The sequence below is a fragment of the Flavobacterium cellulosilyticum genome (assembly GCF_004349355.1).
Lineage (GTDB): Bacteria > Bacteroidota > Bacteroidia > Flavobacteriales > Flavobacteriaceae > Flavobacterium > Flavobacterium cellulosilyticum.
Genome location: NZ_SMFK01000024.1, coordinates 1 through 26,241, shown reverse-complemented (window position 1 = coordinate 26,241; position 26,241 = coordinate 1). Strand labels below are relative to the sequence as shown.

Genomic DNA, 26,241 nt, shown 5'->3' with positions numbered 1-26,241 from the left:
CGACTAGTTTGCTTTATAACTCAAATGTTTCAAAACCACTTCAGGCTTTTGGTAATCAACTTCTATTTTGTCATTATCTTTCACTTTCTGAACGCCTTCTAGCAAAATTTTATCATTTTCATTAATCCCACTTTTAACAATATAGATGTCTGGCATTTCTCCAATAATTTTAATTTCTCTTTCTTTCACAACATTGTTTTTATCTATTACAAAAACATATTTTCTATCTTGAATTTCATAAGTTGTTTTTTGAGGGATTACCAAAGCGTTTTTTATAGGATTAGTCATAATTACACTACCCGTTTCTCCATTTCTTAATAACTTATCTGGATTAGGAAAACGAGCTCTAAATGCAATATTTCCCGTTTCGCTATCAAATTCACCTTCCACAAGTTCTACGATTCCTTTATCTTTATACGTTTCGTTATTGGCTAAAAGCAAGCTTACTTTTTTGTCAGCACGATCTTTCACATGCATTTGATAATTTAAATATTCCGGTTCTGATAAATTAAAATAGGCATAAACGCCACTATTGTCAGAAAGAGAAGTTAGCAATTCGCCTTCTTCAATAAGACTTCCTAATTTTTTTGGAATTCGGTCAATAGTACCCGAAAATGGAGCCTTAATAACAGTATATGATAAATGCAATTTCGCTGAAGTTACTTCTGCTTTAGCTCCTTGAAGTTTCGTTAAAGCCATTGCTAATTCGTTTTTAGAAACAATATTCTTATCAGCTAAAATTTTAGTGTTTTGTAATTCAATTTCGGCAGCTTTAACTTCAGCTTGAGTCTTTAATAAATCTGCTTCTTGAAAATTGGACATAACACGAAACATTATTTGTCCTGCTTTAACACTTTGCCCTTCCTCGACATAAATGTTTTGAAGAAAACCTTTTTCTTGGGATCGTATTTCAATATTGCGAACCGATTTAATTTGAGAGACATATTGTTTTGTGAAAGAAGTGTCTATTATCATAGGATTAGTTACAGCATATTTTATAACTTCTTCTTTTTCTTCCTTTTTAGAATTACAACTAACTACGAACAACGTGGCTAATAATCCTGTAATCACAGCAATTTTTTTCATGTGTAACTATTTAATGTTTATGAAACAATCAATTGAATTTGGCATAGCTTCATTGGCATTTATACCAATGTAAAAGATGCTCGTTTGAGAGTTTAAAATGAAATTTAAGTAATAGATTTTTGGGAATTCATCGATTCCTTGTGGAGATAACAAATAATATAAGTTGCCTGAAATGACAAAAAGTGCCCTACAAGGTACTAGACTTATACTACTTCATTAAAAAGCATTATTAATCCTTGGCAACTAATTTAAAATAAAAATCAAATTCTCAATACGCTATGAAAAAGGTATATGGGTGTAGATGGACCAAAATTGAGTTCACAATTATATGGTAAATTGTAATCATTGGTATAGTCGATTGAATCATCAAAAGACAAATACCATTTTTTAATAAGTGGGAATTTTACTGGAAGTAATTTGTTTGATCTAGAATCTTTATAATTAGTGTTACTTGAAAATTCTTCTTCTAAATCGAAATCCGTATATTTAATCAATAAAAAAGTTGGGTTCAATTTATTGAAATTCTCTTGGTCTTTTATGAATGAATCCCAATTTGTAACTGAACCAATAGTAATTTTCTGCCCATTTGCAAGCGTTTTTTTACCTCCAATAAGAAGCAATGCTAATAAAAATGTACTAAAAACTATTCTTTTCATAATCCGTCAAATGTAAATAATTAAATAAATCAAAAAATAGAGTGAGTGTTAAAAAAAAGCTAATCTATCAATACCCTAAAAAAAGTAATATTATTAAGATTAAACTTATTTTAAAAAATTAAAATTTCATCGTATTAAAAACTAACTGTTAAACTAACTTCCTGATCTAGCTCTAATTCTTTTTTACTTTCGAAAAACAGCGCTCTTCGTTCAAAGGCGGCTTTTACTAAATAATGACTGCCTTTAAAATAACATTGTTTTACAATTACTTTCAATTTTCCGTCCTCATCGCGTTTTAATTGGTGTGGGTATAAAATAAGAACTTCGTCCTCCTCCATTTCCAAATCAACAAAATTCGATAATTTCAATTCATTTACTTCCCCAAAAAGCGAAGCAATATACGTATTTGGAGGATTTTCATAAAGGTCTTTAGAAGTGCCTTTGGCGATTAATTTTCCATTTCGCAATACTATAGTTTCATCTGAAAAGGACAACGCTTCTGTGCTGTCATGCGTAGCAATGATACAAGTAATTCCTTTTTCTTTGAAATACTTGAACAAATTGCGACGCAAAGCATTTTTTCTGAAGGAATCAATCTGACTAAATGGTTCATCCAACAAAAGAATTTCGGGTTCTAATGCCAAGACTCTCGCCAATGCTACTCTTTGTTGTTGACCGCCACTTAGGTATTTTGCTTTTACATTTGCAAATTCCGTCATTTCGACCATTGCCAAAAGTTCCTGGACTCTGGCGTTTTTTTCTTCCATATAGATATTAGACAAAAACTTACCTACATTTTCCGCAACAGTAATATAGGGCATTAAATCGAAATCTTGAGCTAAGTACTTGATATAATCTTCCCCAGGAATCAAATTGTATTTTGGTCCAAAGATTCCTTGATTATAATAATTAATTTCACCACTATCTAAATTGTATAAACCGTAGATAAGTTTTAACAATGTGCTTTTACCACAACCACTTTCGCCAATTACGGCTATATTTTGTCCTGTTTCAATAGTAAAACTGATGTTTTCAATTACTGGATTTTCAATATAAGTAAAAGAGATATTTTTAATTTCGAGCATGGCCTATTTTTAAGACTGCAAATTTACATTGTTTATTCTTTACTAAAAACTTGGCTATTTTTAAATTTTGTATAAGTGATGGTTTTAAAATCACTATCTACCAATACTCATTAAAAAAACATAAATTAGCAACGAAATCAAAATGAAATAATTGCATTAAAATGAAGACAATCTATTATATGTTAATGACATATTTAGGAATACTTCTTTGGTCTATCACAAACCCAAAAGAAGGATTTACCTGTTTTTTAGAAATAATTCCTGCCATAATTGGACTTCTGGTTTTAGCTTTTACATTTAAAAAATTTCGGTTTACCAATTTTACTTATTTTTTAATCCTGATACATAGCATAATTCTGTTCGTTGGAGGACATTATACCTATGCAGAGGTTCCCTTTTTTGAATATATAAAAGAAACATTTCATCAAAGTAGAAATAATTATGATAAAGTGGGCCATTTTGCTCAAGGTTTGGTACCTGCAATGGTAATTAGAGAATTGTTTATCAGGAAGAAAGTAATAAGCAATAAAAGTTTTTTTAATTTCATCATTGTCAGCATTTGTTTAGCTATAAGTGCCGCTTATGAATGGATTGAATGGGGAGTTTCATTGGCAACAGGCGATGGTGGCGATGCCTTTTTAGGTACACAAGGCGATGTTTGGGACACTCAATCGGATATGCTGTTTGCAACTATTGGAGCAATTGTAGGTTTGATTCTATTCTCAAAAATTCAGGATCAACAAATTCAAAAAATGTAAGCTTTCTTAGACATAAAAAAAACATCATTATTTATCCATAATGTTGCTTTTTTTTTGATAACGAAATCGAAAGAAGTATTTTTACACCAGATTCGGCATTTTAACATAGTACTAAAATAGATTTGCTTTTTATAATAGTATGTGTTATTTTTTTATTTATCTCTTTAAAATCTAAAGCCATCGTCTCATTAGAAAAATTGTTTTCAGTAATTGCATTGTCTTCGGCAATTAAATCATCGGCAGATTTCTCTTTTATATTTAAATTGAACCTTTCATTTACTTCAGTAATGATCGAATCACAATTGAAATAAATTAAATTTTGTGTGTCTATACTATTTAAAGCAGTACCATCAGTTAAAAAAACGGTTCAGTACATGAAAATTTGCGTGTAAATAAGCGCATATTTTTCGTTTTAGTACTAACTTTAAAAATACAAAAACATCTTTAATTAAGCATTTACCAGCAATTTTTCATATACATTGTGTGTAGTTTTTATTTAGTACAAATCATATTTTAAAACTATATTTCCAACAAATCCGTCTAAAGGTGCATATAATTCATTAAAATTCGGATTGTTTATTGAACCACTTACAATATTTTCATACCGAGTTTGACGAACATCCAATATATTTTCAAAATTTATTGCTACGGTATAATGCCCAAATCCCTTTTGTGCTGATGCTCCTAACAACCAATAATTAGGTGTTATAGTGCCATTTTCACGATATTGATTTCCAAAATAAAATGCTTCTAAACCAACTTTCCAATGTTCTTCTTCGTCCTCATAGGCTAATGTACAAGTTAATTTATTTATTGGTGTATATTCCAATATTTTATTTTGTTCGTAAGTTTTTGTAGGATTGAGATAGGTGTAATCTACATATAAAATTAATTCGTCTAATGATAAACGTAAATTTGTATTAAGTCCTTTACTTACTATTGAACCGTTTGCTGTTTCATATTTTACAATTTGATTGACTAATAAACTTTGATTAGCAATAATAGGATTCTCAATTTTTGTTATAAAAAATGCTTGATTTAGAGTTAAGAATAATTCATCTGCTAATTCAGTTTTAAAGTTAAAATCAAGATTTAAACCCATTGATTTTTCTGTTTTTAAACCTGATGAAAAATCTACTGATTGATATCTTGTTCGTTCTGCTTCATCTGTAAAAGGCGTTGGCAATTTGTAGCCAAAACCTCCACTTAAACGTGTGAAAAAATTATCAGTTACATGATACATTGTTGCCAATCTCGGAAGAAAAAACAATCCCTTTTTAAAATTGTAATCTAAACGAATACCTGGTTCTAAAAAAAGTTTATCTGCTATTTTCCAATTATCTTGTGAAAAAACACCTAATGTTTGGTAGTTGTAATTTAGGTTGAAAGTATTTGGCTGTTTTTGATCAAAGTCATCTATGTTAAAGTTAATTCCACTTACAAATTTGTGCTTATCATTTTCAATATAGTATGATAATTCTGAAAATACTGTTTTTTGAACACCTGAAAAGATATTGGTATTTGTTTTTAGGGTTCTGTCAAAATTTCCAAAAGACGCTTTTAGTGTCAATACATTTCCTTTTTTTTTAGTATTTTCATACCTAATAGTAGAAGTTAATCTTTTTGTTTTATTTTCTTCAAAAAATGGATGGTTACTATCAATCTCATCATTTATCGCTTTTAAATTACCTCCAATTCTATTTTCTGTTACATTACTAAAACCAATTTCAAATTTGTTATTTTCATCTAAAGTGTAAAATAATTTTGGGGCAATTACGGCTCTATTATATTCAGGTAAATCTAAAAATCCGTTATTACTGATGTCTTTTGCTTTTTGAGTATTAATACTTGCAATTAATGTTGCTCCAAGTTTACCGTTTTCACCAGAAAAATAAGTACTTACATCATTTCCTCCTTTGTGGGTTTGATTGATCATTACCGTAAACTCTGGTTTTTCTTTTGGTATTTTTGAAATTAAATTTACAATTCCCGCAATTGCACCATCACCATATAATGTAGAAGCTGAACCTTTTATTATTTCAACTTGTTTTAAATCGAGTGGTGGAATTTGCAATAAACTTAATCCTGATGAAAATCCGCCATAGGAAGGAAATCCATCTTTTAATAATTGTGTGTATTTCCCTGGTAATCCTTGAATTCTAAAACTTACATTTCCTGAAATTGCAGATGTATGTTGGACTTGAATTCCCGATGTTTCACCCAAAAGTTTGGAAATATTTCCTGGATTTATAGCTGTTTCTTCAACCACTTCTTCAATTCCTAAAACTTCGATTTTTGTTGGTATTTCTTTAATTCTGTCTCTTGTTCTTGTGGAAAAAACGGTTACCGCTTGTAATTCGGTATTTCCGGTTAAATAAATTACTATTGGTTGTTTATTTTTTAATGGGAAAGTATAAGTTTTTTCAACGCTTTCAAAGCCAATATAGGAAAATTCAAATGTTTGTTCTCCATTTGGAATATCATTAAATTGACAAATTCCATTTTCGTCAGAACTTGTTCCAGTAGTAGTGTTTTTTAAAATACAATTTGCACCAAATAAGATATCATTCTCTTCTTTGTCTTTTATAATAAATGTTACTGTATTTTGTGCTCGTATCGAGTAACTTGACATAGTTAAAATTATAATTGCTATTATTTTTTTCATTCTATATTTCTGTTATTCAGGTTTAAAAAAAATACACAAAACCAATTGATATGACTTGTCTTGATTTCCAATGGTAGTGGAAGCAATCGATACATTAGTCAATAAAACTAATGCCATTACTAAATATACTATTTATTTTTTAATGATTAATAATTTTAATGTTGAACTGTTTTTATAATTTAATTTATTCATTAAAAAAAGACATCGTTTTAGAAAACGATGTCTTATTCTGTTTTAATTAAGCCTGTTTTAAAAGCATTGCTGCATCAGTTGCATTAGATATTTCAGCATGTTTTAATGCGGTAAACCCTTTAAAATCCTTAACTTTAGGATTAGCTCCATTCGCTAATAAAATTTTAATAATTGCTACTTTGTTATATCGAGCTGCAAACATTAAAGGACTCATTCCATTTGATTTTTCATTGATATTTGCTCCATATTCAATTAGTTTTTTTACAACTTCAACTTCTCCCTTTGATATGGCAGTACAAAGCGGTGATATTCCTTCATAATATGACACTATAATTTTGCCATCAGGTAAAGGATTAAAATTTGACGCTAAAGAAACATTTGCAAAAGCTACTAAAGCTACTCCTAGATAAACGATTGTTTTTTTCATGATTAGTGATTTTTTTTGATTAATTGTTCATTTTTAAATTGATTGATTTTAGAAACATTAAAAGTATATAATAATATACTATGCAAATATATATCTAAAAGACAGTATCTTGTTTTACATAGTACTTAAACTTAACATTAATTTAACAATTTTCAGGTTAAATAAATAAAAAAGCTGTATTAAATACTGAACTATAATTAGTTAAATATCAACTTATTAAACAACCTAAAAGATGTTTCAATTTTAAAAATAATGAATGTTCATTCCCAAGAATGGTAATTATTCAATAACTTTACTTCAAACAAAACACCATGCAATCAGCAGCCAAAACAGTAAATGAGTACTTAAATGAGTTTCCAAAAGAAAGAAAATCTGCCCTATTAAAGCTTCGTGAATGTATTTTAAATTCTATTCCAAAAGGTTTTGAAGAACAAATGAGTTATGGAATGATTGGCTATGTAGTTCCTCATTCTATATATCCTAAAGGCTATCATTGCAATCCTACACTTCCATTACCTTTCATTAATATTGCTTCTCAAAAAAACTTTATTGCACTGTATCATATGGGCATTTATGTAATTCCAGAATTATTGCAATGGTTTACAACAGAATATCCAAAACATAGTAATCAAAAATTAGACATGGGAAAAAGTTGTATTCGATTCAAAAAGTTGGACCAAATTCCGTTTGATTTAATTGCGGAACTCAGCAAAAAAATAACCGTTGAAAATTGGATTCATGCTTATGAAGCTCACCTAAAAAAAAGATTGTATTAAACCTTGGACTATAAAACTTTTCTTAATCTAAATTTATTTCTGAAAAAAAATTTACTTTTCAAAAAACAAAACCCACAATTCATATTCAGAATTGCGGGTTTTATGTAAGTTTTATTAAAATTAGAATATCCCTAAAAATTCACATTTGTAGATTTTTTTTAAATCTTTCTCAAAAACTGTATATGGGTCATTATAAAACTTCAAGAAGCCTGGAACACTCACTTGTCCTGGAAAAGGAGCGTAATAATGTGTTTGACTTTGATTGTGTTTTCTCCAAAATAACACATACCTAAATTGCATTTTTTCGGTTTTGACAACTTTCAAAAGCGTTTCTGTCCACCATGTTGGATTTGGAATTGATTCCAAACCAGTTTCTGTCAAAGCGGCCAACTTATTGTTTTTTATTCCATAATCAGATACGATTTCAATTTTATTAATGGCTCTTTCGATATTATACTTTCCATTTCTACCAAAATCTCCATAATTATCCATCCCTACCATATCTACAAAATCATTACCTGGAACGTTCGAAGAACTCTTCTTCAGTATTTAATTTATTGTCTGGTGAAAAAGCATAGATAAAATTATGAACTGCAAGCGTATCTCTTAAGTAAGAAACGGTGAACTCCATTCTGCAATAAAATCCTCACGTGAAGTATAAGGTTTTCCCCACCAAAACCATTCTCCGTCAAATTCATGGGACGGTCTAAAAATCATGGGAGCCAAATTACCATCATTCGCTTTTACAGAATGAGCAAAATTAGCAATATTTTCAAGTATTTTTTTATACTCCTCGTGTTTTGATCCTGCCGGTTTTATCAGTGCCATTGCAGCAACCGAAACTCCTTCTTTCCAATAGAAACCGCCTTCTGATGCGGGGTTTGAAAAATGCCAAGCCACTGTTGTAACTCCACCTCTATTGTAAGTATCAACAAAATTTTTAATTAGTGAGAGTTTTGTTTTTTCAATTTCAGCTTCAGGTCTACCAGACAATCCACCAAAATCGACACCAACCATTGCAGGATAAGAATCTGTAACCGATTTTACATCCGAACCATTTGCTTCGCCAAACCAACCATGACCCTATTCAGTATCATGTTGGTGGGCAAAAAGAATGTGTTTTTTAGAAAATTTTTTAAGATTTTTATAGAGCGCTTTATTTTCATTTGTCGCATTAGAATCAATTTGTCCAAAGACAAAATTTCCTAAAAAACACCTTCAAAAAACTCAAAACAATCTTATTCGAAATTTTCATTTTCATATTTTAAATATTTAAAAATGAAAATTAGAATTATGAAGCTAGATATTCTGATACATTATTATCAATTCGTTCTTCGATATTATCAATATTAGCTTTTATGAATTTTTCACCTAGAATTTTCTCATATAATTCAATATATCTTTCAGAAACAGTTTCTATATATTCATCAGTCATGGCAGGAATTTGCTGACCTTCTTGGCCTTGGAAACCGTTTTCAATCAACCAGCGACGCACAAACTCTTTTGATAATTGTTTTTGTTCTTCTCCACTGTTTTGCCTTTCTTGATAGCCTTCAGAATAAAAATAACGGGAAGAATCAGGAGTATGAATTTCGTCGATTAGAACAATTACACCTTCCTTAGTTTTACCAAATTCATATTTGGTGTCCACCAAAATCAATCCACGACTGGCAGCAATTTCTGTTCCTCTTTGAAACAAAGCCCTAGTATATTTTTCTAACACTAAATAGTCTTCTTCTGAAACGATTTCTTTCGACAAAATAGCCTCACGAGAAATATCTTCATCATGCGAACCATTGTCTGCTTTTGTAGTTGGAGTAATTATTGGTGTTGGAAACTTGTCATTCTCTTTCAAACCTTCTACCATTGTTACCCCACAAATCGTTCTTTTCCCTGCAGCATATTCACGAGCAGCGTGTCCTGAAACATAACCACGAATTACCATTTCTACTTTAAATGGGTCACATAAGTGTCCTACGGCAACATTAGGATCTGGAGTTGCAATTAGCCAATTTGGAACAATATCTTGAGTGAGCTCCATGAATTTGGTAGCTATTTGATTCAGGATTTGTCCTTTATAAGGAATTCCTTTTGGCAAAACTACATCAAAAGCCGAGAGCCTGTCTGTAGCCACCATTACTAAAAGTTCGTTGTTGATATTATAAACTTCTCTTACTTTTCCGCGGTAAACCGATTTTTGATTAGGAAAATTAAAATCGGTAGTGGTGATTGTATTGCTCATCGGTGTTGTGTTGTTATTTTTATGAATGCAAATTTAGCGATATTTTCAAGTTAATTTGCAAGAATTCTGTTTTGATATACTATTTCAAAGTGAATTTTTAATAATTTTTTCGTTTAAATACTTTGCAACTCCATCATTATCATTAGATGAAATTACTTCAAGATGAGAAAGTTTTGTTTTTAAATTTTCGACTGCATTCTCCATTATTAATGCTTTCCCAGAAGAAACTAGCATTCTTTCGTCATTAAAACCATCACCAAAAGCGATTGATTCATCAAATGTTAAGTTGTATTTTTCTAACACTTTTAAAATAGCGACACTCTTATCTACTGATTTATCCATAAATTCAAGACAAAACGGAAGACTAAAAGCGTAACTAAAATCTATTGAATTATTTTTAAAAATGGCATCCTTTAATGCGACTAATTTTTGATGATCACTATGGGTAAACAACAATTTTATGGCGCTTAAATCTTCTATAATATTAAAATCTACAATTTCAAATGGATAATGCATTACTGTTTGAAAACTGTTCAGTTTTTTATTTTCTCTATTCGTTTGCCAAACTTTCTCTTTGAATAAAACGGTTGTTATCTCAGCATCTGTGTTCAATGCTAATACTGATTTTATGGCGTCACTTTTTATGTCAAATGAATATAATAATTCTCTGGAAGGCGAATGAATTCTAGCACCATTTGAAGTAATTAAATACACAGGACATCCTAGAGTTGCAACTATAGGTAAAGCATCAAGATGATGGCGACCTGTAGCTACAATTATTAAGATATTTTCGGAGTGTAGTTGTTGAAAAACAGATTTTGTGTAATCAGAAATCTGATGATTGGAATTAAGTAATGTACCATCTAAATCACTAATTACAACTTTAATTTTTTCTTTTATTATCATTTATAAGTTCCAATTATTAGAATGCCAAAATTACTCAATCTAAAAGAGATTAGCAAAGGAAAAAATTAAAAGGATCGGTGTAAATGAACTTTAATAATTAGTGTATTTTATCTTAAAACATATCTTCTAATTACGATATTAAATAGTCTATATCCTAAAAACCTTCTTAAGTATTTCATCAAATTAGCATCAAAACCTATAGAATAACGTCTAAATTTTCTAGAAGGATTTTCTGCTATCTTAAATATTTTTTCAACTATAACATCTGTCAATTGATGATTGTTATTTGTTTTTTCAACCATTATAGTGTTAATGCTATCCATCAACAAATTATAAGATTCTATTGATACCGTTTTACTTTTTGATACATTTTTCTGAAAATTAGTTGGTGCGTTTCCGAATTGAACTGTACAAACGCTGATATTAAAATCCAACAATTCATAAGCCATACATTCTGAAAAACTTTCCACTGCTTTTTTAGTACTGTGATAAAAACTACCTAAAGGCAAGTTGACTAAACCCGCAATAGAGGAAATATTGACAAATTGTCCCTTTTTTTGTCTTCTAAAATGAGGTATAAATGCTCTACACACTTTTACAACTCCTAGCCAATTGACATTAACAATAGCTTCAATTTTTGAATCTTCGGATAATTCTACAAAACTTCTATAACCAATACCTGCATTATTTATAACTAAATCTATTGATTTATAATCTTTTAAAATAGCCGTTTTAGCTGTTTCAATACTATCTTGAGAAGTAACATTTAATTCGTAACATTTTATATTGGGAATACCATGAAATACATCTTGATCCTTAATGCAAATCATTGTGGCAATTACATTCCATCCTTTTTTTGAAAAATACATCGCAATTTCTTTCCCCAATCCTCCCGAAGCTCCTGTTATTATAATAGTCTTCAATATGTTTATTTTAATATCTATTTAATAAATAAGTCCCTATTAGGGACTTATTTATTAAATAGGTAGTGATTCTTAAAAAAAAATCCTTGATCAATCAATTGATTAATCGTGGTTTTCAATTTGTTTATAGGCATCAATTACTTTTTTGACCAATCGGTGGCGAACAATATCCTTGTCATCAAGATAAATAATTCCAATACCTTCAACATCTTTTAATACCAGAATAGCTTCTTTCAATCCAGAAATGGTTCTTCGAGGTAAATCAACTTGACCCGGATCGCCAGTAATCATAAATTTAGCACTTTTCCCCATACGCGTCAGAAACATTTTCATTTGGGAATGTGTCGTGTTTTGTGCTTCATCTAAAATCACAAAGGCATTATCTAAAGTTCTACCGCGCATAAATGCCAATGGAGCAATTTGGATGATTCCTTTTAAAATATAGTCTTCGAGTTTTTCATTGGGCAACATATCTCGCAAAGCGTCATACAAAGGTTGCATGTATGGATCTAATTTTTCTTTCATGTCACCAGGAAGAAACCCAAGATTCTCCCCAGCTTCCACTGCAGGACGAGTTAAAATTATGCGTTTGACTTGTTTTTCTTTCAAAGCTTTCACCGCCATAGCAACTCCAGTATATGTTTTTCCTGTACCCGCTGGACCCACGGCAAAAACCATATCGTTTTTATTCATTGTGTCCACCAACAATTGTTGATTGGGTGTCATGGCTTTAATAATTTTTCCACCAACACCGTGAACCAATATTTTGTCTTTGTCAAAAGAATTGTTGTCTTCTTGCACGGTTCCTTGAATCACTCTTTCTATAACATTGTCGTCAATGGTGTTGTATCTGGTAAAATGCAACAGCAATCTGTTGAATCGGTTTTCAAATTCATCCAGCACTTCCTTTTCACCAAATGCTTTTAAAGTTGTTCCTCGGGCAACAATTTTTAATTTGGGATAGTACCTTTTAATCGTTTCAAGATGAGTGTCTTGAGCGCCCCAAAAATCTTTTGGAGCGATGTCTATGAGCTCGATGATTCTTTCGTTCAAATTGAGAAGATTTTTAGGTTAATATAATTGTTTCTACTTTTTTTTAAAAATTTTAAACCATTAAATTATTTAAGAAAAATTAAGTTTAGTCTTCATTTAATGTTTTAATTTTCTATTATAGCCAACTTTTTAATTCAAAGTCAATCGAAATCCGATTCCGTTTGAATTGGTAATTAAATCTAGTTTTTGTTTGTTAAATTGATTGTATACGATAGTCGTTAGATTATTATATTCTGAAACAACATTTCGTATTTTTTTAGAAAAACCAATTTTTATGGGAATTGCAATTACAACTGCTGCAACACCAATATAGGTTAAGGCAGTTGGATAGTTTCGTTCACTTTGTATTGAGTATCCGTTTCCTGAAACCGTTGCGTTCCCATCTGATGTTGCTCCAGAAATCAAATCGGCAGCTATCAAACCAAAACCACCAATAAGCAACACATTGCCAAATGTTTTTTTAGATCTTCCTGCATTGTATTCAGCAAGTAATTTTTCGTTATTTGCCAATAATTCCCGGACTTGATCTGGAGAAATTTTTTGATTTTCGGAATTTAGAATGTTTCCGTTAGATTTATAAATCAGTTTTTGTGAAAATGATTGTAAACTTCCCAAAAAAAGTAAAACGAAAAAAAAATGTTTTATCATTGATAATGTTTTAAATTCAATTTAAAAATTTTAATTAAAAAGCTTAAAATACTTTAGCTTTGCATTTCTCAAATTTAATAAGATTTAACTAGAATTTTAGTTTTATTTATAAACAATTTTATGTCAATAATTACCCTTACTACCGATTACGGCTTGAAAGACCACTTTGTTGGCGCCTTAAAAGGGAAGCTGTTATCTGAATATTCCGAGGCTACAATTATTGATATTTCACATTATATTGATCCATTCAACACAGTAGAAGCTAGTTACATAATTGGAGCAGCTTATGGCAGTTTTCCAAAAGGGACAGTTCACTTAATTGGTGTGGATATGGAATTCAATAGAGAAAACCAACATATTGCAATGCAATGGAACGATCATTTTTTTATTGCTGCCGATAATGGTATTTTGAGTATGCTTACACATAAAATTGTGCCACAGAAAATTGTCTCCATTAATATTCATGATCGATTGCCAAGTGACGCCACCGATTTAGATGTTTTTGTAAAAGTAGCGTGTCATATTGCCAAAGGCGGCTTATTGAATGTTATTGGCAAAGAAATAAAAACCATCAAACAAGTAACCAATTTGCAAGCTGTAGTTTCCGATGATGGAAATTCATTGAAAGGATACGTGATTTACATTGATCATTTTGGGAATGTCGTCACCAATATTACCAAAAAACAGTTTATAGAAGTAGCGAAAGGAAGACCCTATGAAATCATTTTAAGAACTAAAAATATCAAAACTATTTTACCTAATTACTCCTCGATTGCTACTTCTGAAAAGTATGAAATTAAGAATTATGAAGGTGAAAAACTGGCAATATTCAATGAAGCAGGTTTTCTGGAAATTGCGATTTTCAGAAGTAATCCCTCCAAAGTTGGTTCGGCCAATAGCTTGCTAGGCCTAAATTATAGGGATGTAATTAATATAGTTTTTAGTTAAAATTTTTTGATTTTAGATTGAAGACTAACGATTTATGATTTCAGATGTAAAGCAACTTAATATGAAAACAATTATAAAAATAAGTTATAAAAATTTAAAACAGAATTATCTTGAAGTACAACAATATCTTGAAGAAAAATCTGGAGAAAAAAATATTTGTAATAAAGCAAAAATAGCAAATGATTTAAGTTTTTTTGGAGATGATAATTGCATTCTTTTAGAGGATTTTATAATAAAACACAAGGTGGATTTTTCTAATTTTAATTATAAGGAGCATTTTGAAAGTGAAGGAGAATTATCAATGAGTTTTTGGTCTGTTTTATCTGTTTTGTTTATACCATTGTTTATCATAAAAGGCCTTTTGTCATATTTTATTAATTTTTTTTCAAATAAATATTCATATAAATTAAACAGATTCAATTTCTTTTTAAAAGAATATAAATCAAATAGAAAAGACTTAACTATGGGTGATTTAATTACATCTAAAATTCAAGGAAAGTTTAATTTAAGAGAAAAAGTGAAATTTGTTTGTAGCTAATTTCTAAATCTGAAATCAAAAATCGTTAATCTGAAATCAAAAATCAAATGTTCGTAAGAATAGTGAAAATGTCATTTCATGAAGAAAATATTCCAGCATTTTTGGAGAATTTTGAATTGAATAAAAACAAAATACGAAATGCACCTGGAAACCGTTTATTGGAATTGTATCAAGACAAGACCAACAAATGTATTTTCTTTACCTATAGTTATTGGGACACCGAAGAAGATTTAGAAAATTATAGAAAGTCGGAACTTTTCAACACGGTTTGGGCATTTACAAAAAAATTATTCAACGATAAGCCCGAAGCATGGAGCGTCGACAAATTAGTTAGTATAGTTTAAAGTTGTTTCATTTTGTTTAAAATTGTTTTGTTGCAATGAACAAATTTAAACTTTTGAACTTTTGAACTTTTTAAACAATAAAACATGAATCCTTTATTAAGAAAAACATTTTATTCCTTACCCATACCACTTCGGTACTTTATTAGAAGATTGATTTATTTACCCCAAGACTTATTTTCTAAAAGCAATTCACTCGTTCCTCCCAAAGGTTTGATTTTTACAGGAAGTGGCGACTACACCAAAATTGGAGAGCAGTTTTTTTCTCATTTTCAAAAATATTGTGACTTTGATAAAGACAGCGCTGTTTTAGATATTGGTTGTGGCATTGGCCGAATGGCAATCCCTTTTACCAATTACCTTTCGCCGAAAGGCCGATACGAAGGTTTTGATATTGTAAAAGTGGGTATTGACTGGTGTACCAAAAACATCCACAGTCGTTTTCCGAATTTCAATTTTAAATTGATTCCACTAAAGAATGATTTATACCGCTTAGATACCAATGAAAAAGCGGCTGAATTAAAATTCCCTTATGGAAGTGATAGTTTTGATTTGGTGTTTTTAACATCAGTTTTTACACACATGATGCCCGAAGATGTCGAAAATTATATCAGTGAAATTCAACGCGTTTTAGTAAAAGACAAAAAATGTTTTGCCACTTTTTTTATTATCGATGAAGACGTTAAAACTTCATCAAATGGTATTGGAACTAAAAAATTTCCCCATAATTTTGGCGATTATTATTTAATGGATAAAAATGTCAAAGAAGCTAATGTGGCATTCAAGAAAAGTTATATCGAAGACCTCTTAAAAAAGAATAATTTAGAGTTGGCTCATTTTATAAAAGGAAATTGGTCTGGGATCGAAATCCCCGAATTAAACGAACATCAGGACATAATAATTTTCAAGAAATTATAAAATTAAAAATCTTCAAAAAAACTTTGTGGCTTAGTGCCTTCGTGGCAAAAAACAATAAAACATGAAATCAATAGTATTAAGAGAAATAAAATCATTTTTTGGATCGCCAATTGGCTATTTGGTAATTGCTGTTTTCCTCATTGGGAATGGCGTTTTCCTTTGGGTTTTCGAAGGAGAATACAATATATTAAATAGCGGTTTTGCTGATTTGAGTCCGTTTTTCAATTTGGCACCTTGGATTCTAATTTTCTTGATTCCAGCAGTGACCATGCGTAGTTTTTCGGATGAAAAAAAGCAGGGAACGCTCGAATTATTATTAACAAAACCGTTGAGTATTTGGGAGATTGTAAACGGTAAATTTTTAGGTTCTGTATTGCTAATCGCCATTGCCATTATTCCCACTTTTATTTATATTTGGGCTATTTACGGTCTTGGAATGCCCGAAGGCAATATCGATATGGGAAGCACAATTGGTTCTTATTTTGGGTTATTGTTCTTGATTTCGGGCTATTGTGCTATCGGAATATTCACTTCTACCCTATCCGAAAATCAAATCGTAGCTTTTATTATTGCCGTCTTTTTATGCTTCTTTTTTTACTTTGGTTTCGAAAGTGTGGCTACATTACTACCCAATTTTCAAGGAATAATATCTCCATTAGGAATGCAAAATCATTTCAAAAGTATGGGTCGTGGTGTAATTGACACTCGAGATGTTATCTATTTCCTTAGTATAACAATCTTGTTTTTATCCTTTACTGTGTTTAATCTAAAATCTATCAAATCGTAATGGTAAATAACAAGAAAAACAACCAGAAAACCGTATTGATTACCATTGCCATTTTGCTGTTAGTTAATATAATTGGAAATCAATTTTATCATCGGTTTGATTTAACGAAAGACAAAAGATTTACGCTTTCTGAAGTATCGCTGAATATCATCAATCAAGTTCAAAATCCGTTGTCGATTAAAATCTATTTACAAGGTGATTTACCAGCTGAATTCAAGCGTTTACAAAATGAAACCCAAGATTTATTAGAAGAATTTCAAGCAAGAAACAAAAATATTATTTTCGATTTTGTAGATCCATTGGCGAACGAAGAAGAAAGTATGGACAACATAAAAGAGTTGTACATGAAAGGGTTAATTCCTGTGAACTTAACTGTTGACGATAAAGGGAAGCAATCACAAGCTATGGTTTTCCCTTGGGCTATTGCAGTTTACAATAATAAGGAAGTCAATATTCCTTTGTTGAAAAATATTATGGGAGCTTCTACAACCGAAAAAGTAATTGGTTCTGTGCAACATTTAGAATATTCCATTGACGATGCTATCAATAAAATCACGAAAAGCAAACAGAAAAAAATAGCGGTTATCAAAGGAAATGGAGAACTTCAAGAAATTTATATTGCGAAATTTCTTATACAAGTAAGAGAAAGTTACCACATTGGACCTTTCACCTTAGATTCTGTCGCCAAAAATCCAACAGCAAGTTTAGACGCTTTAGAAAAATATGACTTAGCGATAATTGCAAAACCAACAGAAGCTTTTTCAGATGAGGAAAAACAAGTACTGGACCAGTTTATCATAAACGGAGGAAAAACCTTATGGCTCGTTGAACAAGTAAACATGGAAATGGACAGTCTGTACAATGATTCTGGTGCTACATTGGCGTTTCCAAGAGATTTGAACCTGAACGATATGTTCTTTAAATACGGCTTTAGAATAAACCCTGATTTGGTCAAAGACGAACGTGGAAGTCCCATTAAATTGGCCACTGGAGAACAAGGAAGTGCCACACAATACCAAGAATTCAATTGGAAATTTGCACCACAAGTCTATCCAAACAGCACGAATCCTATTGTGAAAAATCTGGGTGGAATCAAATTCGATTTTGCTAATCCTATAGACACTTTAAAAAACGGAATCAAAAAAACGGTGCTTTTGCAATCATCTCAATTTTCCAAAAAAATTGGTTCTCCTGTTGAAATCAACTTAAGTATGGTTGAAGAGGAAACTTCGCCTAATCATTATTTGAATACAGGTGATCTTCCCATGTCAGTTTTACTGGAAGGTTCTTTTCATTCGATGTTTGAAAATCGGGTTTTACCTTTTAATCAGAAATCCTTCCAAACCATTGGTAAAGACAATAAAATGATTGTGATTTCGGATGGTGATTTAATACGAAATCAGTTGGATAAAAATAGACAACCGGTAGAATTAGGTTATGATCAAAGATCAGGAAATTTGTATGACAACAAAGATTTTTTGATGAATTGTGTCAATTATTTATTAGATGATAACGGACTTATTAACATTCGAAGCAAGGATGTCAATTTACCTTTATTGGATAAAGAAAAAGTTTACCAAAGCTATACTAGTATACAGTTCATAACTATAGGGCTACCGTTGCTTATTTTATTACTTTTCGGTGGACTATTTACTTATTTAAGGAAAAGAAAATACAGTAATTAATGTTAATAAAAAAAGTTTTATACTTAAGATAGTTACGATATATTTGTACTTCGTATATTATTTTTAAATTACTTAAAATTTATACTACATAAAATAAAACATAACAGATGAAATTTATAGTATCGAGTTCGTACTTATTAAAGCAATTACAAGTATTGGGTAGCGTAATCAACAGTAGTAATACTTTGCCTATTTTAGATAATTTTCTATTCGAATTAAACCATGCAATCTTAACTGTTTCTGCCTCTGATTTAGAGACAACGATGTCTGCAACTTTAGATATCGATTCTACTAGTAAAGGAAGTGTAGCTGTTCCAGCAAAATTATTATTGGAAATCCTAAAAACATTTCCAGAACAACCTTTAACTTTTACTGTTGAAGAAAACAGCACAATAGAAATTAGTTCCAATTCTGGAAAATATGCATTAGCATATGCACCAGGAGAAGAGTTTCCAAAATCTGTAAACCTTGAAGAACCATCTGTTACTTTAGTTCCTGCCGATGTATTGGCAACTGCCATAAGCAAAACCATTTTTGCAGCAGGAAATGATGACTTACGTCCCGTGATGTCTGGTGTTTTCTTTCAATTTTCTCCACAAGGATTAACATTTGTAGCTACGGACGCTCACAAATTAGTGAAATATGCGCGAACTGATGTTACTGCATCACAAGTAGCTGATTTTATTATGCCAAAGAAACCTTTGACCATTCTAAAAAATATTTTAAGTACCTCTGATGCTGAAGTGAAAATTGAATATAACGATTCAAATGCCACTTTTTCTTTCGATAATTATATCTTGATGTGTCGTTTGATTGATGGAAAATATCCGAACTATGAAGCGGTAATTCCAAAAGAAAATCCAAATAAATTGATGATAGATCGTTCTCAATTCTTGAGCTCAGTGCGTCGTGTTGCGATTTTCTCTAACAAAACCACACACCAAATTAGATTGAAAATAGCTGGAGCAGAATTGAATATTTCTGCAGAAGATATTGATTACTCTAACAAAGCTGAAGAAAGGTTGACTTGTGATTATCAAGGTGATGATATGCAAATTGGGTACAATTCCCGTTTCCTTACTGAGATGTTGACCAATTTACAATCGGATATGATTATGCTTGAAATGTCTTTACCAAATAGAGCAGGAATCCTAACTCCTATTGATGGATTAGAGGATGGTGAAACAGTGACAATGCTTGTAATGCCAGTAATGTTGAATAACTAATTTTTAAATATAATACCAAACTAACCAAACCATTTTTTTGCAAAACATCCCTATAAATCGGGATGTTTTTTTTTACTCATGCATTGCCAAAATTGGAATGCATAATGTATTTAAAAATTTGATTGTTAAACTAGGATTGAATAATTCTGCAAAAAAGTTTCGTTTATAGGTTATCATGGCCAAAATGTCAATTTCTTTATATAATACAAAATCAAATATAGTGTCTTTTATATCTTCACTTGGGATTACTGAAAACACGATTGGTTCTCCTTTAAATTCGGTTTCCCATTTTTTTATTTTTTCATCTGAGACATCAGAGTTAGCTGTTTTAACGTAAAGACAACGCACTTCGGCATGCGTTTTTTTTGCGATTTTAAGTACTTCCTTGAGAGCTTTTTTATCTTTATTTCTATATCGAGTTGTAAACCCAATTGTTTTAATTTTTTTGAATTCTGCCTCCAATGGAACACTCAAAACAGGAACTTCAACAACTGACAAAACATTGCCTGTATTCGTTCCTAAAAAAAAGGCTTCCCATCCATTTGCCCCAGAAGTTCCCATTACTACAAAATCAATAGCATCTTCCTTGATTGCCTTTTTAATGTTATAAATCAAGTTACCATCCATCAATCTGTGGCTCAATTTAATTTTATCTAAGTTTCGTTCTTTGGCAATAGAACGAAGTTTAGGGATTTCATCCTTAAACATGTCAAATTGAGACAACTGTAGTGAATCAAAAAGGATGTTATAATTTTCTGGAAAAAATTGATTGTCATACACTGGAAGTTCAAATGTGTGCAATAAAATAATTTCACCATTTACTATTTTCGCAAATTCCAAAGCATGAATAAATGCATTATTTGCCACTTCGGAAAAATCTGTTGGAAACAAAATTTTTTTCATTTTCTATATTATTAATATGAATAACCCATTTAAAACTTACACAAAATAGCATCTACAACGCATTAAACATCAATTACATGCACGTTAACAATTCTGTTAAGCATGAATAACCAAAATTGGAATTTGAATTTCTGATTCTGTTTTTTTAGAATAATTAGGAACAAACATGTTTTCAAACAAACTACTTTTATAGGTTAGTATGGTTAAAATATCTATTTCTTGCTTAGAAATAAAATCCAGTTCTACTGCCTTGATATCCTCACTTTGAATCATACAAAATGCAATTGGTTCTTGTTTAAACTCAGCTTCCCATTTTTCAATATATTCTGTGTCAATATCGCTATTGCTGGTTTTTACATAAAGGCTTTTTATTTTAGCATTCGCTTTTTTAGCGATATCCAATAGGGAATAAAGTGCTTTTTCATCATTTGGTGTATAGTGATTGATATATCCTATTTTTTTAAATTTTTTAAATTGCACTCCCATTGGTACACAAATCATTGGTACGTTTAAACCTAAAATTACAGAACCTGAATTTGAACCTGCAAAAAGAGCTTCCCATTCTCTTTCAGCTGAAGTTCCCATAACTATATAATCTATTTTATCCTCTAGAATTGACTTCTTTATATTCGTAAATAAATCTCCTTCCATAAGTCGGTGAGTCATTTTGATGTGTTCGTAATTACGTTTTTCCATTATTTGGCGAAGTTTGGGAATTTCCTCTTTAAACTGTTCGAAATTTGCCAATTCTATTGAATCGTATAATTCTGTGAAATTTTCTGGAAAAAATTGATTGTCCATTGGAATTAAATCAAACGAATGCAATACGATTACTTCGCCTTCAATTAAATTGGCAAATTCTAATGCATAAGAAAATGCGTTTGTAGCAACTTCGGAAAAATCTGTTGGAAAAAGTATACGTTTCATTTTAAATTTATTAAGAATTATACACATGCTTACATTCATAAAGGTACAGTTTTATCAGATTAATTCCCAGTTATTTATCGTTTTTTTATGTGACCTAAAAAAACACATTTACTTTATATAAAAAAAAACAGAGACTAATAATTTAAATCAATACTAATTTAGATTTACTAACTTTGTATTCAATAATTAAATAAATGTTGTACAACGATTCAATCGTGGCATTAGCCACACCTTCAGGAGCAGGAGCAATTGCCATAATTAGAATTTCTGGATTAGAAGCTATTTCCATAGGAAATTCGGTTTTTCAATCCATCAAAGGAAAAGATTTATCCAAACAGAAATCCCATACTTTACATCTTGGACATATTATAGACGAAAATAAAACGCTGGATGAAGTTTTGGTTTCCATTTTCAAAGGACCACATTCCTATACAGGCGAAAATACGATTGAAATTTCTTGTCATGGCTCTACTTACATACAACAACAAATTATTCAATTATTGCTTCGAAAAGGGTGTCGAATGGCAAACCCCGGAGAATTCACTTTAAGAGCCTTTTTAAACGGAAAACTCGATTTATCTCAAGCCGAAGCTGTAGCCGATTTAATTTCATCAGATAATGAAGCATCTCATCAAATTGCTATGCAACAAATGCGGGGTGGTTTTTCTAATGAAATTGCCAAACTAAGGGAAGAATTATTGAATTTTGCTTCACTAATTGAACTCGAATTGGACTTTGCCGAGGAAGATGTAGAATTTGCAGACAGAACTCAATTTCACGAATTATTAAACCGAATCGAATTTGTACTGAAACGATTGATTGATTCTTTTGCCGTTGGAAACGTAATTAAAAACGGGATTCCTGTTGCGATTGTAGGTGAACCCAATGTAGGGAAATCAACGCTTTTGAATGCTTTATTAAACGAAGAACGCGCTATTGTTTCTCACATTGCAGGGACCACTCGTGATACCATCGAAGACGAATTGGTCATTGGAGGGATTGGTTTTCGATTCATTGATACCGCTGGAATTCGAGAAACAGAAGACCATATAGAAAGCATTGGAATCCGAAAAACTTTCGAAAAAATAGAACAAGCGCAGGTAGTTTTGTATTTAGTTGATGGCTCTAGGTTGTCAGTAGATGGAATATTAGAATCCCTTCTTCTTGAAGTTGGAAAAACAAGAAACCAATTTCCTCTAAAACCAATATTAGTTATCATCAATAAAAAAGACTTGCTTTCTAAAGAAACGATAAATAAGATAGATAGAAAACTAGCAACAAACAACCAACAACTTACAACTATTTACATTTCTGCTAAAGAAAAAATTGGCGTTGATGAACTCAAAAATAAATTGCTATCTTTTGTAAATACTGGCGCTTTGCGTAATAACGAAACCATCGTAACCAATACACGTCATTATGATTCTTTGCTAAAAGCTTTGGACGAAGTCTCAAAAGTAAAATACGGACTCGAAACCAATCTTTCAAGCGATTTAATGGCGATCGACATCAAAGAAGCTTTGTATCAGTTTGGAACCATCACAGGGCAGGTAAGCAATGACGAGCTATTAGGAAACATATTTGCGAATTTCTGTATCGGAAAGTAATTCTACTTCTCTTATTTGTTAACTCCTTGTTCTTATTGACGTTACACTAAACATTCTTCTCTTATTTGTTGGCCACAATCTCTTAATGTGATATATTTTTTGCTAATTTGTTGCCCAATGTATGTTTTTGTTGCCCAAATTGAAATGGCAACAAGTTTGGACAAATGATGCTACATTTTGCTACATAACATTTGGATCATGAGTAGCAATATGGCTATACCTAAAACCTGTACTTATTGTGGCAAAGCCTATATGATAGAATTTAAACAAATCGTAGGTAGAGGAACCCGACTTTTTGAAGGCAAGGACTTTTTTACCATTTATGATTTTGTAGATGCCTATCACCACTTTGCAGACCCGGAAAGGGATGGAGAGCCATTGGAGCCAGAGCCACAACCTAAACCACCACGGCCAAAAAAACCTTGTGAAATTTGCAATCAACTTCCTTGTATTTGTCCGAGTGAACCGAAGCCTCCTTGCCTTAAATGTGGGCAACAACCTTTTGTCTGCAAAAAGAAAGTAAAAATTAAATTAAGAAACGGTAAAGAATTTGAAATTCAACACATGATGGCAACATCATTCTGGAGCGCAGATGGTATACCAATGTCGGCAGTGGAATTTCTAAATAATATATTTGGATTGCCTAATCTCTTTAAGAGTGAAGCAGAGCTAAGAGAACTTTGGAGCAATCCAATGACTAGAAGAACCTTTTTAGAGAAGCTTGATGATGCAGGTTTTGGCAAAGAAGAACTTACCACTTTACAGCAACTTATAAACGCAGAAAACAGCGATTTATTCGATGTGCTAGAATTTGTTTTCAATAGCGATATAAAGCCAATGACTAGAGAAGAAAGAGTCGCTGAAGCACAAGCCACGATTTTTGCCTTACTAGACAACAAACAAAAAGAATTCATAGAATTCGTACTGAGTAAATACATAGAAACAGGCGTAGAAGAACTCGACCAAGAAAAACTACCAATCTTACTCACAAACAAATATCAATCTCTCGAAGACGCAAAAGCGGTATTGGGTAATGTATCAAACATCAGTACGCTGTTTATAGAGTTTCAGAAGCATTTGTATGAGGAGAAAGTTGCGTAAGGTTAATAAAAAAATTATTAATTTTTAATAGAAATATCATATAAATAACAAATAAATAGATGGAATGTCTTTTTAAATTGTAAATTTATATAATCGATTGATATATTAGTTTTAAAGTAATTCAGTATATACTTGATTTTTCTTTAATTTTTAAACTAATATATATCTGTGCTCTATTAGTTGGAGATTATCTTAATGAAGGCAGCTGTTTTTGTAAATAAATTCTAGGCTAAATTATTAGTTTCGAAATACTAAAAAAATATCCCATGAAAACGATTCTTCTACGAAAAATTATATTATTTAGTATTCTGATTATTTTGGCTAACAGTCTAATAGGTTATTCGATCTATAAAAATCACCAAAAAGATGAGGAAGCTCGTCAATCGTTAAAAATATCTCAAGGGGTTATTAGATATTCCAATTTAATTCTTTCCCATATTAAGGATATAGAAACGTCGGCCCGAGGTTATGTAATTACTCATGACAGTGTTTTTCTCAATCCTTTTAATCGCTCTTCTTCCAACATCCACGTTTCTTTAGATCAACTTAAGTTTCTTGCCCTTAATAATCCAGGTCAAAGGCGAAGGGTAGATTCTCTTGGCTCCTATATGAAAAAACGATTGGATTTTGCTTTGCAAATGATAGAATTACGCAATAATGAGGGATTAACTATAGCTATAGATTATGTGTCTTCTGGAATAGGCAAAAATTACACAGACAGTATCCGGAAAATAACGAATTCCATCAACGAGGAAGAAGGCTTTATCCTTCAACAGCAAAAAGTAGCTAACGAACAAAATCAAAGGAGCAATACTAGATTTGCAATAACACTATTTTTGTTGATGAGTTTCTTTACGATTAGCTTGTTAATTGCTGCTATAAATTATTTAAATCAAAATAAAAAGAAGTTGTTGCGAGCCTCAGAATTAGTCCTCGCAAATAAAGAGCTTGCCTTTCAAAACAAAGAAAAAGAAAAGAGAGCCTTAGAATTATTGAGTGCAAATCAAGAACTAAGCACTACAAAAAATAATTTAAAAAGGTACATTAAAGGCTTAGAAGAAATGATTGCAATGACTTCACACAGAGTAAGACAGCCTATTGCCAATATTCTAGGTCTTGCCGATATACTTCATCAATCTCACAGCTCACCACTCGAACTGAAACAAATAATTATATATATCAAGGAATCCGCATTCAAACTTGATGTTTTCACAAAAGAACTTACGGATTATATGGTTAATTTGAATCAAAAGAAGAAATAAATCACTATTCTTAATCCCCGAGCTTTAGGTGCAAATTTCAGTGATATTGAACCCTTAATTCTAGTGTAAAATGACCACTACTTCAGGAGCAAATTACCCCCATTTTCCAGTCTATAATTAGCCTTATTAATTTCTATTATTTTTAAATTTGAGTGATATATCTATTGTTCAACTTTAAATCAAATGCTGGTTTCGGTTTATTGCGTGTATTTTTTTACCTTATACATATAAATGAGGGCTCTTAAAGAAAAAGTGATCCTTACTAACCCATAATAAACACCTTTAATCCTCTAGCGCCATGTGCTCCCAAGACTAAAGATTGTTCAATATCAGCTGTTTTGGACGGACCCGCAATGAACGTTCCAAAACCATATTCTTGGTTACCAATGCGATCATACGCTTGATGCATCGTCGTGATAATATCGTTTTTATTGACTACAATAGCCAAATACTGCGTAATAAAAGGTGCTACTCGTTGTCCTAAAATATCGTCAGTTACCCAAAGAGCTGAATTCTCGGCCACTCCAAAATGGGCTTTTACTAGGGTTAATTCCACATCTTCTAAACTATGGGGATCATCA

25 protein-coding genes and 2 pseudogenes are annotated in these 26,241 nt (G+C 31.2%); 12 read left to right on the top strand and 15 right to left on the bottom strand.

Translation table 11 applies throughout. The features are described 5' to 3' along the window. Positions 1-3 precede the first annotated feature (3 nt). The 3 genes from E0F76_RS18760 to E0F76_RS18750 all read right to left on the bottom strand — a co-directional run bounded on the left by E0F76_RS18760 (position 4) and on the right by E0F76_RS18750 (position 2,827). Positions 4-1,086, bottom strand: coding sequence for an efflux RND transporter periplasmic adaptor subunit (locus E0F76_RS18760; protein WP_132009928.1), 1,083 nt, complete (start codon positions 1,084-1,086; stop codon positions 4-6). A 260-nt stretch (positions 1,087-1,346) separates the two neighbouring features. After that, positions 1,347-1,742, bottom strand: a complete 396-nt coding sequence (locus E0F76_RS18755) for a hypothetical protein (protein WP_132009925.1) — start codon at positions 1,740-1,742, stop codon at positions 1,347-1,349. Between the two features lie 134 nt (positions 1,743-1,876). Beyond that, positions 1,877-2,827, bottom strand: coding sequence for an ABC transporter ATP-binding protein (locus E0F76_RS18750; protein WP_132009922.1), 951 nt, complete (start codon positions 2,825-2,827; stop codon positions 1,877-1,879). 161 nt (positions 2,828-2,988) lie between these two features. Here E0F76_RS18750 and E0F76_RS18745 point away from each other — a divergent pair, with 161 nt between their 5' ends. Continuing rightward, the gene (locus tag E0F76_RS18745; protein WP_132009919.1) at positions 2,989-3,585 is read left to right on the top strand and encodes a DUF2238 domain-containing protein; all 597 of its coding nucleotides are present in this window, start codon (positions 2,989-2,991) and stop codon (positions 3,583-3,585) included. 496 nt (positions 3,586-4,081) lie between these two features. Here the strand turns inward: E0F76_RS18745 and E0F76_RS18740 are convergent, their stop codons facing one another. Both E0F76_RS18740 and E0F76_RS18735 read right to left on the bottom strand, forming a co-directional pair. Beyond that, positions 4,082-6,250, bottom strand: a complete 2,169-nt coding sequence (locus E0F76_RS18740) for a TonB-dependent receptor (protein ID WP_132009916.1) — start codon at positions 6,248-6,250, stop codon at positions 4,082-4,084. Positions 6,251-6,488: 238 nt separating this feature from the next. Then, positions 6,489-6,869: an ankyrin repeat domain-containing protein gene (locus tag E0F76_RS18735; protein WP_132009913.1), complete on the bottom strand. Its 381-nt coding sequence runs from the start codon at positions 6,867-6,869 to the stop codon at positions 6,489-6,491. 311 nt (positions 6,870-7,180) lie between these two features. Here E0F76_RS18735 and E0F76_RS18730 point away from each other — a divergent pair, with 311 nt between their 5' ends. Continuing rightward, positions 7,181-7,645 carry a DUF1801 domain-containing protein gene (locus E0F76_RS18730; protein WP_132009910.1) on the top strand — a complete coding sequence of 155 codons (465 nt, stop codon included), beginning with the start codon at positions 7,181-7,183 and terminating at the stop codon, positions 7,643-7,645. Positions 7,646-7,765: 120 nt separating this feature from the next. Here the strand turns inward: E0F76_RS18730 and E0F76_RS19810 are convergent, their stop codons facing one another. The 7 genes and pseudogenes from E0F76_RS19810 to E0F76_RS18700 all read right to left on the bottom strand — a co-directional run bounded on the left by E0F76_RS19810 (position 7,766) and on the right by E0F76_RS18700 (position 13,417). After that, positions 7,766-8,137 carry a hypothetical protein gene (locus tag E0F76_RS19810; protein ID WP_246022113.1) on the bottom strand — a complete coding sequence of 124 codons (372 nt, stop codon included), beginning with the start codon at positions 8,135-8,137 and terminating at the stop codon, positions 7,766-7,768. A gap of 114 nt (positions 8,138-8,251) precedes the next feature. Further along, positions 8,252-8,701 (bottom strand): annotated as a pseudogene (locus tag E0F76_RS19805) (glycosyl hydrolase); the annotation flags it as partial. A gap of 235 nt (positions 8,702-8,936) precedes the next feature. Then, positions 8,937-9,887, bottom strand: coding sequence for a phosphoribosylaminoimidazolesuccinocarboxamide synthase (locus E0F76_RS18720; protein WP_132009907.1), 951 nt, complete (start codon positions 9,885-9,887; stop codon positions 8,937-8,939). Positions 9,888-9,971: 84 nt separating this feature from the next. After that, on the bottom strand, positions 9,972-10,793 hold the full coding sequence (locus E0F76_RS18715; RefSeq protein ID WP_132009904.1) for a Cof-type HAD-IIB family hydrolase: 822 nt from the start codon (positions 10,791-10,793) through the stop codon (positions 9,972-9,974). A 107-nt stretch (positions 10,794-10,900) separates the two neighbouring features. Further along, on the bottom strand, positions 10,901-11,716 hold the full coding sequence (locus tag E0F76_RS18710; RefSeq protein ID WP_132009901.1) for an SDR family NAD(P)-dependent oxidoreductase: 816 nt from the start codon (positions 11,714-11,716) through the stop codon (positions 10,901-10,903). Positions 11,717-11,818: 102 nt separating this feature from the next. Then, positions 11,819-12,769: a PhoH family protein gene (locus E0F76_RS18705; protein WP_132009898.1), complete on the bottom strand. Its 951-nt coding sequence runs from the start codon at positions 12,767-12,769 to the stop codon at positions 11,819-11,821. A gap of 129 nt (positions 12,770-12,898) precedes the next feature. Then, the gene (locus E0F76_RS18700) at positions 12,899-13,417 is read right to left on the bottom strand and encodes a hypothetical protein (RefSeq protein ID WP_132009895.1); all 519 of its coding nucleotides are present in this window, start codon (positions 13,415-13,417) and stop codon (positions 12,899-12,901) included. Between the two features lie 120 nt (positions 13,418-13,537). On the opposite strand from E0F76_RS18700, the gene E0F76_RS18695 reads away from it, so the two are divergent. From E0F76_RS18695 to dnaN, 7 genes are all read left to right on the top strand, one after another. Next, positions 13,538-14,365, top strand: a complete 828-nt coding sequence (locus E0F76_RS18695) for an SAM hydrolase/SAM-dependent halogenase family protein (RefSeq protein ID WP_132009892.1) — start codon at positions 13,538-13,540, stop codon at positions 14,363-14,365. Between the two features lie 61 nt (positions 14,366-14,426). Continuing rightward, the gene (locus tag E0F76_RS18690; protein WP_165932747.1) at positions 14,427-14,903 is read left to right on the top strand and encodes a DUF1493 family protein; all 477 of its coding nucleotides are present in this window, start codon (positions 14,427-14,429) and stop codon (positions 14,901-14,903) included. A 47-nt stretch (positions 14,904-14,950) separates the two neighbouring features. Next, on the top strand, positions 14,951-15,247 hold the full coding sequence (locus E0F76_RS18685) for a putative quinol monooxygenase (RefSeq protein ID WP_132009886.1): 297 nt from the start codon (positions 14,951-14,953) through the stop codon (positions 15,245-15,247). A gap of 84 nt (positions 15,248-15,331) precedes the next feature. Next, a complete protein-coding gene (locus E0F76_RS18680; RefSeq protein WP_132009883.1) occupies positions 15,332-16,162 on the top strand; it encodes a class I SAM-dependent methyltransferase in 831 nt (276 codons plus the stop codon). 61 nt (positions 16,163-16,223) lie between these two features. Next, positions 16,224-16,949 carry a gliding motility-associated ABC transporter permease subunit GldF gene (gene gldF, locus E0F76_RS18675; RefSeq protein WP_132009880.1) on the top strand — a complete coding sequence of 242 codons (726 nt, stop codon included), beginning with the start codon at positions 16,224-16,226 and terminating at the stop codon, positions 16,947-16,949. Beyond that, positions 16,949-18,634, top strand: a complete 1,686-nt coding sequence (gldG, locus tag E0F76_RS18670) for a gliding motility-associated ABC transporter substrate-binding protein GldG (RefSeq protein ID WP_132009877.1) — start codon at positions 16,949-16,951, stop codon at positions 18,632-18,634. Before gldF ends, gldG begins: the two co-directional genes overlap by 1 nt. A 107-nt stretch (positions 18,635-18,741) precedes the next feature. Beyond that, on the top strand, positions 18,742-19,860 hold the full coding sequence (gene dnaN / locus E0F76_RS18665; protein WP_132009874.1) for a DNA polymerase III subunit beta: 1,119 nt from the start codon (positions 18,742-18,744) through the stop codon (positions 19,858-19,860). A 72-nt stretch (positions 19,861-19,932) separates the two neighbouring features. On the opposite strand, the gene E0F76_RS18660 is transcribed toward dnaN, so the two are convergent. Together E0F76_RS18660 and E0F76_RS18655 are read right to left on the bottom strand one after the other, a co-directional pair. Next, complete coding sequence (locus E0F76_RS18660) at positions 19,933-20,763, bottom strand: universal stress protein (protein ID WP_132009871.1); 831 nt, start codon at positions 20,761-20,763, stop codon at positions 19,933-19,935. Positions 20,764-20,859: 96 nt separating this feature from the next. Continuing rightward, positions 20,860-21,690, bottom strand: coding sequence for a universal stress protein (locus tag E0F76_RS18655; protein WP_132009868.1), 831 nt, complete (start codon positions 21,688-21,690; stop codon positions 20,860-20,862). Between the two features lie 194 nt (positions 21,691-21,884). On the opposite strand from E0F76_RS18655, the gene mnmE reads away from it, so the two are divergent. The 3 genes and pseudogenes from mnmE to E0F76_RS18640 all read left to right on the top strand — a co-directional run bounded on the left by mnmE (position 21,885) and on the right by E0F76_RS18640 (position 25,660). Then, complete coding sequence (mnmE, locus tag E0F76_RS18650) at positions 21,885-23,297, top strand: tRNA uridine-5-carboxymethylaminomethyl(34) synthesis GTPase MnmE (protein ID WP_132009865.1); 1,413 nt, start codon at positions 21,885-21,887, stop codon at positions 23,295-23,297. Positions 23,298-23,549: 252 nt separating this feature from the next. Then, positions 23,550-24,398, top strand: a pseudogene (locus tag E0F76_RS18645) (type I restriction-modification enzyme R subunit C-terminal domain-containing protein); the annotation flags it as partial. A 266-nt stretch (positions 24,399-24,664) separates the two neighbouring features. Then, entirely contained in the window at positions 24,665-25,660 is a 996-nt protein-coding gene (locus tag E0F76_RS18640) for a CHASE3 domain-containing protein (RefSeq protein WP_132009859.1), read from the top strand. A gap of 262 nt (positions 25,661-25,922) precedes the next feature. On the opposite strand, the gene E0F76_RS18635 is transcribed toward E0F76_RS18640, so the two are convergent. Continuing rightward, positions 25,923-26,241: LutC/YkgG family protein (locus E0F76_RS18635; RefSeq protein WP_165932746.1), on the bottom strand; the 319-nt coding region annotated here is incomplete at its 5' end.

Excerpts from the sequence above, each read along its gene's own strand:
- E0F76_RS18760 (WP_132009928.1), bottom strand. The coding sequence starts at position 1,086 with ATGAAAAAAATTGCTGTGATTACAGGATTATTAGCCACGTTGTTCGTA.
- E0F76_RS18755 (WP_132009925.1), bottom strand. The coding sequence starts at position 1,742 with ATGAAAAGAATAGTTTTTAGTACATTTTTATTAGCATTGCTTCTTATT.
- E0F76_RS18750 (WP_132009922.1), bottom strand. The coding sequence starts at position 2,827 with ATGCTCGAAATTAAAAATATCTCTTTTACTTATATTGAAAATCCAGTA.
- E0F76_RS18745 (WP_132009919.1), top strand. The coding sequence starts at position 2,989 with ATGAAGACAATCTATTATATGTTAATGACATATTTAGGAATACTTCTT.
- E0F76_RS18740 (WP_132009916.1), bottom strand. The coding sequence starts at position 6,250 with ATGAAAAAAATAATAGCAATTATAATTTTAACTATGTCAAGTTACTCG.
- E0F76_RS18735 (WP_132009913.1), bottom strand. The coding sequence starts at position 6,869 with ATGAAAAAAACAATCGTTTATCTAGGAGTAGCTTTAGTAGCTTTTGCA.
- E0F76_RS18730 (WP_132009910.1), top strand. The coding sequence starts at position 7,181 with ATGCAATCAGCAGCCAAAACAGTAAATGAGTACTTAAATGAGTTTCCA.
- E0F76_RS19810 (WP_246022113.1), bottom strand. The coding sequence starts at position 8,137 with ATGGATAATTATGGAGATTTTGGTAGAAATGGAAAGTATAATATCGAA.
- E0F76_RS18720 (WP_132009907.1), bottom strand. The coding sequence starts at position 9,887 with ATGAGCAATACAATCACCACTACCGATTTTAATTTTCCTAATCAAAAA.
- E0F76_RS18715 (WP_132009904.1), bottom strand. The coding sequence starts at position 10,793 with ATGATAATAAAAGAAAAAATTAAAGTTGTAATTAGTGATTTAGATGGT.
- E0F76_RS18700 (WP_132009895.1), bottom strand. The coding sequence starts at position 13,417 with ATGATAAAACATTTTTTTTTCGTTTTACTTTTTTTGGGAAGTTTACAA.
- E0F76_RS18695 (WP_132009892.1), top strand. The coding sequence starts at position 13,538 with ATGTCAATAATTACCCTTACTACCGATTACGGCTTGAAAGACCACTTT.
- E0F76_RS18690 (WP_165932747.1), top strand. The coding sequence starts at position 14,427 with ATGAAAACAATTATAAAAATAAGTTATAAAAATTTAAAACAGAATTAT.
- E0F76_RS18685 (WP_132009886.1), top strand. The coding sequence starts at position 14,951 with ATGTTCGTAAGAATAGTGAAAATGTCATTTCATGAAGAAAATATTCCA.
- E0F76_RS18680 (WP_132009883.1), top strand. The coding sequence starts at position 15,332 with ATGAATCCTTTATTAAGAAAAACATTTTATTCCTTACCCATACCACTT.
- gldF (WP_132009880.1), top strand. The coding sequence starts at position 16,224 with ATGAAATCAATAGTATTAAGAGAAATAAAATCATTTTTTGGATCGCCA.
- gldG (WP_132009877.1), top strand. The coding sequence starts at position 16,949 with ATGGTAAATAACAAGAAAAACAACCAGAAAACCGTATTGATTACCATT.
- dnaN (WP_132009874.1), top strand. The coding sequence starts at position 18,742 with ATGAAATTTATAGTATCGAGTTCGTACTTATTAAAGCAATTACAAGTA.
- E0F76_RS18660 (WP_132009871.1), bottom strand. The coding sequence starts at position 20,763 with ATGAAAAAAATTTTGTTTCCAACAGATTTTTCCGAAGTGGCAAATAAT.
- E0F76_RS18655 (WP_132009868.1), bottom strand. The coding sequence starts at position 21,690 with ATGAAACGTATACTTTTTCCAACAGATTTTTCCGAAGTTGCTACAAAC.
- mnmE (WP_132009865.1), top strand. The coding sequence starts at position 21,885 with ATGTTGTACAACGATTCAATCGTGGCATTAGCCACACCTTCAGGAGCA.
- E0F76_RS18640 (WP_132009859.1), top strand. The coding sequence starts at position 24,665 with ATGAAAACGATTCTTCTACGAAAAATTATATTATTTAGTATTCTGATT.